This window comes from Paraburkholderia sp. RL17-383-BIF-A (assembly GCF_046028015.1).
GTDB lineage: Bacteria > Pseudomonadota > Gammaproteobacteria > Burkholderiales > Burkholderiaceae > Paraburkholderia.
The window spans coordinates 22,406-37,441 of the sequence record NZ_JARESR010000042.1; the positions used below are offsets into that span (position 1 = coordinate 22,406).

Consider the following 15,036-nt stretch of genomic DNA (forward strand, 5'->3'; position numbering starts at 1 on the left):
ATTGAAATGACGACGCAAACCGAAACCGCCATTCTGGCCGGCGGCTGCTTCTGGGGCATGCAAGACCTGCTGCGGCGCTACCCCGGCGTCCTGTCCACGCGGGTGGGCTACACCGGCGGCGACGTGCCCAACGCCACGTATCGCAACCACGGCACGCACGCAGAAGCGCTCGAGGTCGTGTTCGACCCTGCCCAGATCAGCTATCGTCAGATCCTGGAATTTTTCTTCCAGATTCACGATCCGACGACCAGGAACCGCCAGGGCAACGACGTCGGAATGAGCTACCGCTCGGCCATTTTCTATCTCGACAACGAGCAGAAGCGAGTCGCCGAAAACACCATTGCCGACGTCGAAGCATCCGATCTGTGGCCAGGCAAGGTTGTGACCGAGATCGCTCCCGCAGGCCCGTTCTGGGAAGCCGAACCGGAACATCAGGATTATCTGGAGCGTATTCCCAACGGATACACGTGCCACTTCGTCCGGCCGGACTGGAAGCTGCCCAAGCGCGGCTGATGGTGAACCCGGGCGCCCACGGTCGAGCAACACCGCGGCGCAAAAGCGAAAGCCCATAGACGGCGACGTCTATGGGCTTCTTTCATGGGCAAAGCGCTTGAAGAGTCCTTGGATCGCGCGGTCATGGCAACCGCGAGCGACCGCCCCGCTCATTCCCCGTCGTGAACCGCTTTGACGAGATTGTTGCGCAGCGTCACGATCGCCTTCTGCACTTTCGCGAACTCGTCCGGCGCGAGACCGGTCGCTTCGACGAGGTCCATGCTCAGGCCTTTCTCACGCAGCCGCCGGCCGCTTTTCGTCAGGCCGACCAGCACCTGGCGTTCGTCGTTGGGGTCGCGCTGCCTTTCCACATAACCCGCCGCTTCCAGCTTCTTCAGGATCGGCGTGAGCGTGTTGGATTCGAGAAAGAGCTTCTCGCCCAGACTGCTGACGGTCTGGTTGTCTTCCTCCCACAGCGCAATGATCGTGATGTATTGCGTATAGGTCAGACCGAGCTCTTCGAGAATGGGCTTGTATGCCTTGCCGAACGCCAGATTCGCGGAGTAAACCGCAAAGCACAGGAAGTCGGACAGTTTCACATTCGCGGCGGCTGACGGGTCGGTCGATTTCATGTGCGTCCTCGTTGGGCGTAGGCAAGTGCCTCGTAGACGCGATTATATATCGCATGCGATCAAATCGCAATCGCTCTAAAATCGCGTACGGCAATGCTCCGCGATTCAGCGAGCCCCGTTTGGTCAGCCGAGCGATGCCGCCGCGATGGAGGTTCGAGAGTTCTGGCGTATCAACGTCAATGGCGAACGAGCCGGTACGACATCAGGCAGCCGCGCTGACTTGCGCCCGCTGCGTGCCGACCGCCTCCAGTACCGCCTGCACGACCCGCTCGACGCTCGGCCAGTTCCGCGCGTGCTCGCCCGCGACATATTGCTCGGGCGACACGCTGCGATACGGCGGCGGATAGCCCCAGATGGCATCGTGCCGCTCGGGTTTGGTCACGCTGCCGCCGAGCACGGCGACAGTCGGACGGCGGAACGCGGCCGCGACGTGCATCAGCATCGTCGAGTTCGTCAGCACGACGCCGGCCTGTTCCGTGAGGGCGAACATGATGCGCATCGGCACCTCGCCGGCTACCGAGCGGACCGGCACGCGCGGCCCCGCTGCGGCGATCGCCTCGGCGGCGCGCGCTTGATCGGCTTTGCTGCCGACGATCACGATATCGCACGCATCGCCGGCTTGTTCGAGCGTCTGCGTGATCTGTGCGAGTGCGGCGCCGACCTGGCGGGCGTCCCACGCCTTGGTCGGAACACCCGCCCCGACACCGACGATCAACCGCACGGTGCGACGGCCCGGCACGCTAGCCGTATTCCAGATCCGCGCGGCGCTTGCGCGCTCGTCGTCGGTCAGAAACAGTTGCGGGCGTGCTTCCGGCAGCGCCATTGCGCCCAGCAGCTCGCCCTGCGCGAGTGCCGCGCGTCCGCATTGCCGGGCAGCGAATTCGATATGCGCCTGACACCCGCTCCAGCCGCCGCGATAACCGCGCACGCCGATGCGATAACGCACACCGGCGCGCATCAGCAGCAGCGCGCCCATGTAGCTGCCGAGCACATCGATACCGACATCGAAGCCGCCCCGCGCGCGCAGCGCGGCGACTTGCGGCGACTTCCACAGAAAACGCAACACGTTGCGGTGCGAGCGGTCCTCGACCAGCTTGTTATTCCAGGGCGCGTCGATCTCCACGATCTCGTCGACGAAAGGATTGTTCTCGAGAATCGGACGCCCCCAACTGCCCACGCCCGCGATCAGGCGTGTGGTCGGAAAGCGCGTGCGCAGCGCTTCGAAGAGCGGCGTGGTGGTGAGCAGCTCGCCGAAATCGTTCGGACGCAGCACGAGAATCTCGCGCGGCGTGTCGCGATGCGGGTCGAACCGTGGACGGTGAAACCGGCCCATCAACCAGACCGGCGATTCAATCAGCAGGCTTTTCCAACCCATTGCGTCTCCAATCGGCAGAGGGTTATCTCCGTCGCCGTGCATCGACGCGCGGCGGCGGGCGGCCCGGGCGCGCATGGCGCCGGTGCGCCGCAGGCGCCGCCCGGATCTCGCTCCGATTGTGCATGGTTGCCGCAGTACGCTCTGTGGCCGGGCGTACAGAGCCGTGGACTGCGTGCCGTCCGTCTGCTAGCGGCTCTCTTCTCGCGGACGAGACGAGGCTGGCACAGTCGATCGAAGCCTCACCGTCAGCAGCTCTCGATCGCCTGGCGCCTGGCACGGCCGGCGAACACCAGCAGCAGCCCGGCCGCTGCCAGCACCGCGCCGGCAATCGGCACCGCCGAATAACCCAGCCCCGCTGAAATCACCGCGCCGCCGGCGGCGGCGCCCAGCGCGTTGCCGAGATTGAACGCCCCCACGTTCACCGACGACGCGAGCCCCGGCGCCTCGGCCGCCGCGTGCATCACGCGAATCTGCACCGGCGGCACGATCGCAAACGTGGCCGCGCCCCACACGAGCATGCCGATCAACGCGCCCACGTGGCTGGTGAGAACGAACGGCAACGCCACCATGATGACCGCCAGCGCGCCGAGAAACAGCTTCGTGCTGCCGTCGAGCGACCAGTCGGCGAGCCGTCCGCCCAGGCCGTTGCCGATCGTGAAGCCGATGCCGATCAGCACCAGCGCGATCGTGACGAAGCCCGCGGAGGCGCCCGTCAAATTGTCGAGCACCGGCGCCACATAGGTGTAAAGCGTGAACATCGCGCCGGCGCCCATCACGGTGGTGGCCAGCGCCATCAGCACTTCAGGCCGCGCCAGCACCCGCAACTCGCGGCGGACGTCCGGCATCTTGCCCGCATCGCCTCGCGGCAGCGCAACGGCCAGTGCGGCAATCGCCAGCACGCCGAGCCCCGCGGTGCCGGCGAACGCCATGCGCCAGCCGATCTGCTGACCGATCCAGGTCGCGGCCGGCACGCCGCCAATATTGGCGATCGTGAGTCCCATGAACATGGTGGCGACCGCGCTCGCGCGCTTCTCGCGCGGCACGAGATTCGCCGCGACCACGGAGCCGATGCCGAAAAACGCGCCGTGGTTCAGGCTCGTGACAAGCCGTGCGGCGAGCAGCGTCCAGTAGCCGGGCGCCATGGCCGACAGCAGATTGCCGATCACGAAGATCGACATGAGCGCGATCAGCGCTCTCTTTGCGCGCAGTCTGCCGAAGGCGAGCGTCATCAACGGCGCGCCCAGCATGACCCCGAGTGCATAGGCGCTGATCAGCAGGCCGGCGGCGGGAATGGAGACGCCCACGCCGTTCGCGATCACGGGCAACAAGCCCATTGGCGCGAATTCGGTCGTGCCGATGCCGAACGCGCCGACAGCCAGGGCCAACAGTGCCCAGGTTGGTTTCATACCTGGTTTCATATCTATTCTCCCTGCAAATATCGCAATCGACGGATTGTCGGGCAGTGGACACCTGACAAACACCCTTCCGGCGGCAATTAAGTATTGACGGAGAAGCACGAATGCCGGTTCGCGCCGCCCCGGGCACATGGCGTGCTTCCTCTTGCCTTGGTACGAAGCTGACTGTTCGATAGATAACAAGGAGCCAAAATGAAAGCAAAAACACTCATCTGCGCGACCGCTCTCGCCGCAATCTGTGCGTCGCAAAGCGCCTACGCGCAAATTGCCGGACTGCAGCCGCTCGGCGGCACGGTCGAGCAAACCAATGCGCTGCTAAAAGGCTGGAGCGTGCGGCGCGCCCTGGTCGACGAGCCTGTCTACAACGATCTGAACGACAAGATCGGCAGCATCTATGACGTGATCATTTCGCCGGACCGCAAGGCAACGTATGCCGTCGTGTCGGTGGGCGGCTTCCTCGGCATGGGCAAGCACTTCGTGGCGATTCCGGTCGATCACTTCGAGATCCGCGACGGCAATCTGTTCCTCGCCGGCGCGACCAAGGATGCGCTGAAGTCGGTGCCCGAGTTCGAGTACAACAAGCTCGAAAAAGCGACCAAGCCGCGCAAGGTCAAGGTGGAATAACGGGACGTGGCAGGCCGTGATGCGGGAGTGAGACGGCTCGCTCCCGCAAAGGCCTTACAACAGCCTCGATTCAGCGATTGGCGGCCGTGACCAGTTGCAGCGGCGTTTCGATCACCCTCGACAGTTCGCTCTGCTTTTTCTGCTCGGTCACCGCCTTCAACGCCACGTCGACGCCGTAAATCGCCTGGCGAGCGGCGAACTGATTGATCGTGGCAAGCACGCGGCCATCGGCGAGCAGCGGCTTGATCGCGTCGATATCGTTGTAGCCGGTGATGTAGACGCCGCCCGTTCTGCCTGCGTCGCGAACCGCGTCGACCGCGCCCATTGCCATGTTGTCGTTGCCGCACAGCAAGCCGCGAATCTGCGGATGCTCGTTGAGCATCTTCGAGGCGACGTCGCGGCCCTTCCCGTACTCCCATTCGCCGGACTGAACGGCGACGATGCCGATGCCCGCCGCATTCATCGCGTCCCGGCAACCTTCCGTGCGTTGCTGCGCATTGCGATCGGCGGGACTGCCTTCAATGATGCCCACCTGATCGCCCGCATTGAGCCGCCCCGCCAGATAATTGCCGACCTGCTGCGCGCCCTTGCGATTGTTCGGCCCGACGAACGGCACGGAAATTCCGGCCGCGTCCTGCGACGCGTCATCGAGCGGGTTGTCGATCGCGATCATGATGATGCCCGCCTTGATCGCGCGAGCGACAACCGCGGTCAGCGCTTTCGAATCCGTCGGCGCGATGACGATCGCGTTCATCTTTGCCTTGATCATCTCCTCGACCATGCGGATCTGCCCGGCAGTATCGCTTTCGGTGGCCGTGGCGCGCATCGTCAAACCGAATTGCGACGCGAAATGCCGCTGGTAGTCCTGCGCGGCACTCGCCATCGCCACCGTGAATGGATCGGTCTGCGACTTCAGCACGAGCGCGATCTTGAGCTTGCCGCCCTGCGCAGCCACGGCGCCCACGGTGCCCACCGTGCCGGTGATGCCGGTGGCGGCCAACGCGGCGGCAAGCAACACGCGACGGCGCGTCTCCCGATAGGGCTTTCCTCGAGGCGTGTTCTGCATCATTGAATCTCTCCTTCTGGGGCGGGCCGACGAATGGCCGTGCCGCATTCGGATGAAAGCCGCTCGATACGCTCGCCACGCTGCTGTTTGCCGATCATCAATCGCCCTTCAGCGCCAGCAAACGGGCGGCGATGTCGTCGAACAACGGCCGGCTTTCGATCGCCTCGCTCAAGCAATTGTCCTTCAACTCCACCAACGCCGCTGCGGTGTCCGAGTGCGAATCCAGCCAGTCGCATCGTTCGAGCAGCTCTTCGAGCAGACAGCCATATGCCCTGACTTCGAGACGCTGAAGCGCGAGGCCGGTGTTCCGATCGCCGGGCGCATAGAAAGACGCCGCGCCGAAATCTCCCAGCAACGCGCGCCCGTGTCCGCCATACAGAATATTGTGGGCGTACAGATCGCCATGCATGATGCCTTGCTCATGCAGATGACGCGCCGCCGACGCCATACCGTATGCAATGCCCAATGCCGACGCCGCATCGAAACGCGTGTCGGCGCCGTACACATCGCGCGTGCAGGATTCGAGGCTCGGAGGACCGGCGAGGTTGCTGAACTGCGGATCGATCAGTTCCATCACGAGGCCATGCGTGCCTGCCGGATGGTCCTTCACCTTTCCCGCTACCGGGATCAGATTCGCATGATCGCCCGCACGAATGCAGGCCGCCATCTCGCAGTCCGGCAAGCCGTCGCTCGTGACTGCTCCCTTGAACAGCTTCACGGCGACAGCGCGGGACGCATCGCGACGGCCCGCAAGCTCCGCGCGATAGATGACACCGGAGGCGCCCTCGCCCAATGGCGCTTCGAGTTTCAACTCGTGCCATGGAATCGCGGCGATCGGCGTGTCGATCAGCGCCGCCGCCTCGAGCGCCTCGCTGAACGGATTGCCGGCGTACGCCAGCCACGAAAGCCGCGGCAGACGCAACAACCACGCAGGCAGTTCGCCGAGCTGATTCGCCGCGAGACGCAGCAATTCGAGCCGCGAGCAGTCGGCTAATGCCTCGGGAAGCATGCGCAGGCGATTGCCTGCCAGCATCAGCTTCTGCAATTGCGTACACCCGCCGATTTCGGCCGGCAGCGCTTCGATCTCGTTGTCGGTGAGGATCAGCCAACGTAGTTGCGGTGGGAGCGCGTTGCCGGAAACGCGCCGGATGCGGTTTGCCTTGAAGCCGACCATGCTCAATTGCGCACACTGACCCAGCACTTCCGGCAACTCGGTGAACGGGTTGTCGGAGGCGAAGAGAATGCGCAGCTTGCCCAGTCGTGGCAAATCGTCGGGAAGCGACGTGAGCGCGTTGCCCGACAGGTCGAGAACTTCCAGCGTGTCGGCCAGATCGAAAATCTCCCGGGGAAATTCCGTCAGCCCGCATGCCAGTTTGAGCCGGCGAGTACCCACGAGTTGTCCGGTCCGGAGTTGTTCAAGTGTTGTCGTCACAGTCGTAGTGGAGATGTCCGGTTGCCGGCGCGCTTCGTATCGAAGGTATCAATTCTACTGAGTCGCGAGCCTGACGCGAAAACGGTTGTACAGTGACGCTTCGTTCGCGTTCCCTTCAGCACAGCAGCCCAGCGATGGGCGAACGCTTGCAAGGGACCGGACAGCAAGATTCGGAGCGTCTTCAGAGAGCACAAGGCTGAAACTGTCGGATGTCGGCGCGTTTGCGGCGCGTTTGAGGCCCGCTGCGGCCCGCTCGCCGCGCGCATTCGCAGACTCGCCGTGCAGCATCTGTGCCTCCAAACCGTCAGGAGCAAGCAAAGTGACCTACGCCTACAAGTTGATGGACTCTCCCGTCGGCCAGTTGAAACTCGTTGCGAACGGCGAGCGCCTCGCTGCCATTCTGTGGGAGAACGACAAGCCGAACCGGGTGCGTCTTGGGGAATGGATCGAAGCGACTGATCGTCCAGTCCTGATCGATACGGAACGGCAATTGAACGAATATTTCGCCGGCACGCGGCGCGAATTCGACCTGCCGCTTACGTTCCAGGGAACGGACTTCCAGAAACAGGTCTGGGCCGCGCTGTTGACCATCCCGTTCGGCCAGACGCGCAGCTACGCGGAAATTGCCATGCAGATCGGCAACGTCAACGCGGTGCGGGCGGTCGGTGCGGCGAACGGCAGAAATCCGATCTCCATCGTGACGCCGTGCCACCGGGTGATCGGCGCGTCCGGTGAATTGACCGGCTTCGCGGGGGGCCTGGCGAACAAGATGTTTCTGCTGTCGCTCGAAGCCGGCCAGACTTCGCTGGAAGCGGAAGCCGACAGGCAAACCGATATGTTCGCGCTCGAAGAGAAGCCCGCGGTCGAGGCTCGGGCCAAATCCGAAGCCCAGACGAAACCCGCACGCCATGCGCCGAGCCGCGGCACGCAAAGTTCACTGTTCGGAAACTGAGCGGGCGCATGCCTCGCGACGAGCACGCCGCATTCGTCGTGCCGCGTTGAACGCGTCGTAACAGGGCACGTTGCCATGCGCATAGAAGCACCTATCCTTAAGAGGCCCTTGGGGCGTCAACAGGAGGATGACATGCGCATGCTTCTCAACATACGAATCCCGCACGAGCCGTTCAACACCATGGTGCGCGAAGGCAGCGTCGGGAACGTGATCCGACAAATACTGGAAGAGGCAAAACCGGAGACCGTCTACTTTACCGAGCAGAACGGGGCACGCGGGGCGGTGATGGTGGTGGATATCGACGCCGCATCATCGATTCCCGCACTCGCGGAGCCATGGTTTCTGAAATTCAACGCCGACTGTGAATTGCGTATTGCGATGTTGCCGGAAGACCTGATGAAAGCCGGACTGGAGAATCTCGGCTCGAAGTGGAAATAGCCCATGCCGTTGGCGGTTCCCGATTTGCACCGCCGACGGCTACGCAACTCCAAATGCACTATCCCGCGCGGTCAGCCGAGTTCGAACGAAGTCACGCCGAATATGCGTTCAATGGGAAGAGTGGGCGGTTCCTGCGTGTACATCCGCGCGGTTTCGAATACGCTCGTCATGCCGTGCCGTTCGGCCAATGCGACCGCTTCTGCGTTGATCTCCGGCACGTCGAAGAAAAACGCTTCGCCCGGAATGCTCGACATCAACCCGGAGAACAGCTCGCTGGCAATCTCCACGTTGTCCGCGAACAGCGGGCCGATCTTGCTGCCGCTCCTGCAACGCCGCAATACGCCGTAACCGACAAGCTGCCCGTCGCGCACCGCGACTCGTGCAATCGCATCAGGTTGCGCAAGCCATGCGGCGAGAAAACGCTCACGCGCAGCGGGGAAGCATTGCCGATCGTAGTGGTTCAACACTTCGAAAGGCAGCGCCGAGGCGTTCAGCAATCCGGCATGTGCGTCGCCCTGAACGACGCCTTGCGCAATGCCCTGAAAGCGGATGTTGCGATACGCAAGCTGAAATCCGGACTTTTTGTAGTTCGCCTGCTGAGCGACCACGCCATCCAGACCGACGTTACGGTTTCGCAGATACGCCATGCCGTGTTGCCAGACACACATACCTAAACCTCGACCGCGAAACGCCTCCTTCACGATATAAAGCCCGATGAAGCCAAAGGTCTCTCCGTACGCGACAGCGGATAGACAGGCCACTGGCTCGCCGCGCCATTCGCCGATGAAGAACCCGTCCGGGTCGGCCGCGCGAAAACAGGCAGCGTCGTGCAGACCGGGGTTCCAGCCTTCCTGCGCGGCCCATTCCACCGCCAAAGCGAGGTCGTCGGCCGACATACTGCGCACGACGAAATCCTCGTGCCCGTTGCGCTTCGTCATGATCGTTTAGCCCACTGTTCCTGGCACATCGCCGCCTCACTCGTGGCGCTCAGAAGCGGGCGAAGAAAGCCCGCGCCGCCAACATGCAGAACGACGCCACCAGTCTGCCGTGATAGGCACGCAATACCGCCGCTGCTCCGCCGTCGGTCGCGCCGCCGGCGACAGCCTGACTCGCGACTTCCGCCTTCGCGCTCGCGAAACCCTGTCTGATCGGCGCGTACGGATCGCCGGGCCCGGCGACGGCGGAATCCACATCCAGCACGGACGTGAGTCCCGCAGGCACCTTGGCGTTCTGCCAGTATGCCTGCTCGATACGCGCGTTGAAAAAGAACACAGTGGGATCGGACTGGCCGCCGCACAAAAGGACAGGGGCGCGCGGCAACCAGTTGCGTAAGTCGTTGCGCTTGAACGCCTGACGCAACGGATGCCGCGGAGCCGTTGCCGGCTCCATCGCCGCGGTCGCGTTGGGAAATGCGCCGTCGGGATTGGCGGCCGCATCTTCGAGCAGCGTCAGGCGATAAGCGTTGCGCACGAGGTTGGCCTTGCCGAAGCCTGCCGCGAATAGCGGCATCAGTACAGGCGGCGTCAATGGCGGCACGGCGGGCGGCGTGATCGAGGCAAACTGCGGCGCGGGCGGCACGCTGCTGAAGAGTTGCGTCGACGGCAGCTTGCCCGCGGCGATCAGCTGATTGAGCGGCTGTGCGTTCGGCAGCAACGTCTCGATACCGGACGCGTAGGCGGCGTCGTAAAAGTCGCCGGGCCGGCGGTAGATATTCTCGTAGGCGCGCTGGTAACCGGTCACGATCAACGTCGCGAAGAGCGTCGAGCCCAGGTTGACCGCGCCTTCAATCAACGCGTCGGCGATAGCAGCGAGTGCATATGGACCAGAGCCCGGCGCGGATGCGGTCACGTTGATGCCGGCCGCCTGCAACGCGCGATGCGTCGCCAATGCAACGAAGCCGCCTTGCGAATAGCCGGTGACGAATAGCTTGCCGTTCTCGCGTGCGCTTCGGTCGGGCTTCACGTCGGCTAGCGCGAGCCGCGCCGCCCGCAGCGAATCGATCATATCGGCGGATTGCTGATCGGCGTTCAGATAGGGGTGGTACGGGAGATCGGAGCCGGCGTAGCCCGCGTAGTTGCTCGCCACGACGAGATAGCCGTGCGCCGCATACATGGCCGCCACGCTAATGCCTTCCCCTGCGCCGTCGCCATTGCCCGGATCTGTTTGCGTGAGATCGGCGAGGTTGTAGTTGCGGTACGCGGTGGTGCCGTGCGCGTAGAGCATCAGTGGAAGCGCTCCGCTGCATGCCGCCGCACGTCCCGAAGGGATCATCAACGCGCCGCTTGCATGAGTGGGTTCGCCCGCGCCGCCGATGGTGCGGTAGCGAAAGCTCACGATCTCGATGCCGCATGCGGGCTCGCCAGCAATCCGCGCGAGGTGCCGGCCACCCGCGCTCGAAGCCAGCAATGTCGACAACTCCTGAGCGGTCAGCGTCAACGTGACGTGATGGTCGAGAAGCTCGCCGCGCGCAGTGCCTGCTTCGTTGCAACTGGAGTCGGCATGCGCCGTGACACTCGTGCCCAACGTGAACCAGGCCAGCAGTCCGAGGGCCGCGTTTCGCATCGCTACAGACATGTGGAAACTCCGGCTTGTTGGTGTCACGTCGAGTGGGCGGCTTTCCAGAGTGAGATGAGTATAGGTAAACGGAGCGGCACGCCGCCAAGGTCAGGCCGTCCGCTTCGGCAAGACGGGAGGCGTGCCGCTCGTGTTCATCAGCCACTTCAGAGGCACGATGGACCACTGCGCCCGGCCGTGACCGACGGCCTCGCGCAAGCTCGCAAAGTGATCGCCAGCGGTGAGCTTAAGCACTGAACCCGGCGAGGCCGGGTCGGTTGCCGATCTCGCCGCTTACTTCCACAAGGTGCGGCCGAAAAACGTCAGCGTGCGGTCCCACGCCAATTGCGACCAGACCGGATCGAACTGCGTCCGCGCGATGCGGCCCGGGCCGACGGCTTGTTCGTTGGCAAAGCCGTGGTGCGCGAGATAGCGGTAAAACTCCACGTCGACATTCGCGCCCTTCAGCTTGGCCTCCAGCGCATCGACCGTTTCTGCCGTGAAGAACTCGTCTTGCGTGGCCCAATGACCGATCATCGGCACCGTGATTTTCGATGCGTCGACGTACTCCAACGGAGGGAAGCCATACCAGACCACCCCGGCCGACACTTCGGGAACATTGCACAGCGCCAGCAAGGTCAGCGCGCCGCCCATGCAAAAGCCCGTCACGCCGACTTTCGCCGCATGCTGCTTCAGATACTGAGCCGCGCCGCGCACATCTTGCGTCGCCGCGTCGCCGAAATCGAGCCCGTCGAGCAAGTGGTGGGCCTCCGCCTCTTCCACCGTGGTTTTGCCGCGAAAAAGATCGGGCACCAGCGCCACGTAACCGGCCTGCGCGAGCCGGTCCGCCACGCCGCGAATCTGGTCGTTCACGCCCCACCACTCCTGAATCACGACGATGCCGGGCGCGCCCTCCAGCTTTTCCGGCTTGGCCAGATAACCCTGGATCTGCTTGCCGTCGGGACGGCTGAACGTGATCATCGAACCCGCTGTCTGTGTCATCAGTTGCTCCTCGAAGTAGACGAAGCCGCTAGCATAGCTCCAGTGCGGGCGGTTCTGCAGACTCGGCGCCGGCTCGGCCTGGCCGCGGCGATCAGTAGGATTTGTAGGGAAGGAATTTGCCGCTGAGCACCACCTTGACCCGGTCGCCGTTCGGGTTCGGTTCACGCTGGATATCCATCGAAAAGTCGATCGCGCTCATAATGCCGTCGCCGAATTCCTCGTGGATCAGCTCCTTGATCGTCGTGCCGTACACGCTGACGATCTCATACCAGCGATAGATCAGCGGATCGGCCGGAACCGCCGTCGGCAGCGAGCCCTTGTACGGGACGATTTGCAGCCAGGCGGTCTCCTCGTCGGTCAGGTCGAACAGTTCGCGAGCGACGGCGGCCTGTTTCGCATCGAGCGTCATCTGGCCGAGCATGGCCGCGGTCGTCCACTCCTTGCTCCGGCCGATCTTCGCGGCGATCTCTCCCCACGTTAGCTTGCTGTTGACTTTCGCGGCGATGATTTTCTTCGTGACGTCGTTGCGATCCATGATGGAGTCCTCCGTGAAGATCGGGCGATACGCGCATGAGAGACGTTGAGAGATAGTACTCAAGACGAAATAAGCGCGCTCGCCGCGACATGCCGCGCGTCAGGTCGGGAAACAGCACGGCCGGTCGAGGTCGGCAATCGGGCCCGGCTGAGTCGGCTCCCGGTTCAGCAGCGCCCGCGTCTGCCGGCACGAGGTCGGAACGTCCATCCCGGCGAACAGCGCGAATCAGCCGAAATGGTCTGCTGCCTGTTCGACGGACTGCGCGGCAACGGGGACGGTCAGGCGACGGCCGATCACACCGAAGACCAGCCCGCGGCGTGCCATTCGAATCGCCGCACCGGGCGGCCACGGGCGGCTTGCCCGCTAGAATCGCTCGAGCACGCCGAACTGCACACCCGCGACCGGCGCGCCCGGATAGGCGACCGGCAGCCCGGTCACGTTGACGCCGCGCAGGGTGAAGCTGGCGCCGTCGTGATTCGACAGATACGCCGCACTGAAATAGAACAGTAAGGCGGAAGAAAAGTTATATTCGAACGCCAGGCTGAACTGATCAGCGCTCGCGCCCGCACCGGCGAAGTCGCGCACATGCGCGTAGCCCACCGAAGCGCGCGCATTCGAGGAAAAGCTATATTGCGCCGAGAGTGCCCCACCCGCGCCGTGATAGAGCGGCGTGCCGCCATCGCCATTGAAGAAGGCGAGCCAAACCCGCACTTTGCCGACCCCGTAGGTCGCACCGCCGAGATTCGCGCGCAGTGCGCCCGCGCCGTGTGTCTGCTGACGCGCGTAGAGCAGCCTCAACTCGTCGAGCTGATAGGCGGCGGTGACGTAGTAGCCGTCGATGCCGTTGCCGTCGTTTTCCGCCGGGTCACGCGTGGCCATCATGACAGTGCCGCTGAATCCGCCGACGAGCGGTGACAGATACGTGATCGCGTTGCTCGCGTAGGGCGTGATCTTCGACAGGTTGTTGAGTCCGGACGCAATCGTGCCGGCGCCGAACGCGTCGAGATCGCCCTTGAACGGGATATAGATCGGCGAGTATTGCCGGCCGAACCGCATCTCGCCCCAGCCGCTGCGCGTGCCGATCCACGCCTGGCGGTTGAACAGAAGACCGGGACTCTGAAGCGAGCCGTCGACCGAGCTGAAGCCGTTTTCCAGCGTGAAGACCAGATCGGTGCCCGCGCCGAGCGGCTCGCTGCCGCGCAAGCCAACCCGCGAGCCGCGATAGGCGCCCGAGTCCAGACGCGGCGTCCACCCGGATCCGGGATCGGTTATTTCGAGGCTGGTGTCGAGCACGCCGTACAGCGTGACGGAGCCCGCGCTCGCGCCCGGCGCGGCCAGGCTCTGCGCGCAAAATAGCAGCGCCAAACCGCCGACGCCTGCACGCCAACTCGAGCGGCGGCGCCAGGTGGCAAGCTGTGCCAAAGGCGCCCACTTTCGTGGTGGCTCATTCAGTGAATATCTCGCGGCGCCGACCAGATGAAGTCCTCCGTAGGGATGTCCAACGTGCGCTCGCGAAACGATAACCTGGCATGTTCAGACAGGCCGCTCGCCGGACCAGTTGCGAACATAACAGACCTGAGCCAGTTTGCAATTTTCGGCTCGATGGTCCGAGCCGTTCTCCGCGTTGCGCGCACGTTGCTGATCCCCCTGGCTCAGTGCTTCCCGTACTCGTCATGGCGGTGCCACCAGACCCCCGTTTCGTTGCGTCCCTTGGGTGCACGGTCGAGCCACTGGTACATGCCCCATAGCGCATCCACACCGCGCCCGTATGCCGAATACGTGTGGTACACGACACCGTCTTCGAGCACGAACGCGCTCATGCCGGGCCTGTCGAGCGAATAGGTCGGCGCATCGGTTCCGCAGGCGGCCGCGAACTCGACGACGGGCGCCGGGGCCGGCACCACGTCCATGGCATGGCCGCCGCGCTGGAAGTTATAGTCGACGCTGCCTTCGCGTTGTTGCTGCTCGGTGAACGAGACATTCACGTCGAAGTTGAAGTCGCTGCCGGCCGAGGACGCCCACGGAAATGTCCATCCCATGCGCCGCTTGTATGCCTGCAGCTTCGCGAGCGGCGCCCGCGATACCGCCGTCAGCGTGACATCGTGATTCGCGAGGTGGACGACAGACCCGGCGAAGCCGTCCGCGACCGCCGAACACGACGGGCATCCCGCCGTGTAGTCGGGACCGAACATGAAGTGATAGACGAGCAACTGCGAGCGTCCTGCAAAGAGCCCGGCCAGCGAGACGCTTCCTTCATCGGTCTCGAATCGGTATGCCTTGTCGATGCGGACCCAGGGCAGCGCCTGGCGCTGCCGGGCCAGTTCGTCGCTCTGCCGCGTGAGCGCTTTTTCGGCTTCGAGCAATTCGAGCCGCGCTGCTAGCCATGCTTCCCGTGTACCGGTGGTGTGTGTCGTCGCCATGCCTCTCTCCTTGGTTCGCTGTACGAAGTCCCGCGCGAAATGCTGCGGGGTGTCGTGCTAGATTAGCCGCGTGCTTCAGACCAAGGGAGTGACAAGTGTG

General features: G+C 63.9%; 15 protein-coding genes. 4 read left to right on the forward strand and 11 right to left on the reverse strand.

Annotation, left to right across the window (positions count from 1 at the left end):
• The first annotated feature begins 6 nt into the window (after nucleotides 1–6).
• On the forward strand, nucleotides 7–513 hold the full coding sequence (gene msrA, locus P0D71_RS32030; protein WP_408483525.1) for a peptide-methionine (S)-S-oxide reductase MsrA: 507 nt from the start codon (nucleotides 7–9) through the stop codon (nucleotides 511–513).
• A 149-nt stretch (nucleotides 514–662) separates the two neighbouring features.
• On the opposite strand, the gene P0D71_RS32035 is transcribed toward msrA, so the two are convergent.
• From P0D71_RS32035 to P0D71_RS32045, 3 genes are all read right to left on the reverse strand, one after another.
• The gene (locus tag P0D71_RS32035; RefSeq protein ID WP_091806467.1) at nucleotides 663–1,124 is read right to left on the reverse strand and encodes a MarR family winged helix-turn-helix transcriptional regulator; all 462 of its coding nucleotides are present in this window, start codon (nucleotides 1,122–1,124) and stop codon (nucleotides 663–665) included.
• Between the two features lie 202 nt (nucleotides 1,125–1,326).
• Nucleotides 1,327–2,499 (reverse strand): glycosyltransferase family 9 protein, encoded by a 1,173-nt coding sequence (locus P0D71_RS32040; RefSeq protein ID WP_408483526.1) that lies wholly within the window; start codon nucleotides 2,497–2,499, stop codon nucleotides 1,327–1,329.
• Nucleotides 2,500–2,744: 245 nt separating this feature from the next.
• The gene (locus P0D71_RS32045; RefSeq protein ID WP_408483527.1) at nucleotides 2,745–3,905 is read right to left on the reverse strand and encodes an MFS transporter; all 1,161 of its coding nucleotides are present in this window, start codon (nucleotides 3,903–3,905) and stop codon (nucleotides 2,745–2,747) included.
• A 201-nt stretch (nucleotides 3,906–4,106) separates the two neighbouring features.
• On the opposite strand from P0D71_RS32045, the gene P0D71_RS32050 reads away from it, so the two are divergent.
• Nucleotides 4,107–4,538, forward strand: a complete 432-nt coding sequence (locus tag P0D71_RS32050) for a PRC-barrel domain-containing protein (protein ID WP_408184391.1) — start codon at nucleotides 4,107–4,109, stop codon at nucleotides 4,536–4,538.
• Nucleotides 4,539–4,608: 70 nt separating this feature from the next.
• On the opposite strand, the gene P0D71_RS32055 is transcribed toward P0D71_RS32050, so the two are convergent.
• A complete protein-coding gene (locus tag P0D71_RS32055) occupies nucleotides 4,609–5,607 on the reverse strand; it encodes a substrate-binding domain-containing protein (RefSeq protein ID WP_408483528.1) in 999 nt (332 codons plus the stop codon).
• Nucleotides 5,608–5,701: 94 nt separating this feature from the next.
• A complete protein-coding gene (locus P0D71_RS32060) occupies nucleotides 5,702–7,036 on the reverse strand; it encodes a leucine-rich repeat-containing protein kinase family protein (protein WP_408483529.1) in 1,335 nt (444 codons plus the stop codon).
• 319 nt (nucleotides 7,037–7,355) lie between these two features.
• Here P0D71_RS32060 and P0D71_RS32065 point away from each other — a divergent pair, with 319 nt between their 5' ends.
• Nucleotides 7,356–7,988 carry a methylated-DNA--[protein]-cysteine S-methyltransferase gene (locus P0D71_RS32065; protein ID WP_408483530.1) on the forward strand — a complete coding sequence of 211 codons (633 nt, stop codon included), beginning with the start codon at nucleotides 7,356–7,358 and terminating at the stop codon, nucleotides 7,986–7,988.
• A 132-nt stretch (nucleotides 7,989–8,120) separates the two neighbouring features.
• Nucleotides 8,121–8,426 carry a panthothenate synthetase gene (locus P0D71_RS32070; protein WP_091806445.1) on the forward strand — a complete coding sequence of 102 codons (306 nt, stop codon included), beginning with the start codon at nucleotides 8,121–8,123 and terminating at the stop codon, nucleotides 8,424–8,426.
• 71 nt (nucleotides 8,427–8,497) lie between these two features.
• Here P0D71_RS32070 and P0D71_RS32075 read toward each other — a convergent pair whose 3' ends face one another.
• The 6 genes from P0D71_RS32075 to P0D71_RS32100 form a co-directional block, all read right to left on the reverse strand.
• A complete protein-coding gene (locus tag P0D71_RS32075; RefSeq protein ID WP_408483531.1) occupies nucleotides 8,498–9,364 on the reverse strand; it encodes a GNAT family N-acetyltransferase in 867 nt (288 codons plus the stop codon).
• A 49-nt stretch (nucleotides 9,365–9,413) separates the two neighbouring features.
• Nucleotides 9,414–11,000, reverse strand: coding sequence for an alpha/beta hydrolase family protein (locus P0D71_RS32080; protein ID WP_408483532.1), 1,587 nt, complete (start codon nucleotides 10,998–11,000; stop codon nucleotides 9,414–9,416).
• A gap of 273 nt (nucleotides 11,001–11,273) precedes the next feature.
• The gene (locus tag P0D71_RS32085; RefSeq protein WP_408483533.1) at nucleotides 11,274–11,981 is read right to left on the reverse strand and encodes a dienelactone hydrolase family protein; all 708 of its coding nucleotides are present in this window, start codon (nucleotides 11,979–11,981) and stop codon (nucleotides 11,274–11,276) included.
• A gap of 91 nt (nucleotides 11,982–12,072) precedes the next feature.
• Nucleotides 12,073–12,516 carry a cyanase gene (gene cynS, locus P0D71_RS32090; RefSeq protein WP_091806434.1) on the reverse strand — a complete coding sequence of 148 codons (444 nt, stop codon included), beginning with the start codon at nucleotides 12,514–12,516 and terminating at the stop codon, nucleotides 12,073–12,075.
• 363 nt (nucleotides 12,517–12,879) lie between these two features.
• On the reverse strand, nucleotides 12,880–13,938 hold the full coding sequence (locus P0D71_RS32095; RefSeq protein WP_408483534.1) for a porin: 1,059 nt from the start codon (nucleotides 13,936–13,938) through the stop codon (nucleotides 12,880–12,882).
• 230 nt (nucleotides 13,939–14,168) lie between these two features.
• The gene (locus tag P0D71_RS32100; protein ID WP_408483535.1) at nucleotides 14,169–14,936 is read right to left on the reverse strand and encodes a DUF899 domain-containing protein; all 768 of its coding nucleotides are present in this window, start codon (nucleotides 14,934–14,936) and stop codon (nucleotides 14,169–14,171) included.
• Between the last annotated feature and the right edge of the window lie 100 nt (nucleotides 14,937–15,036).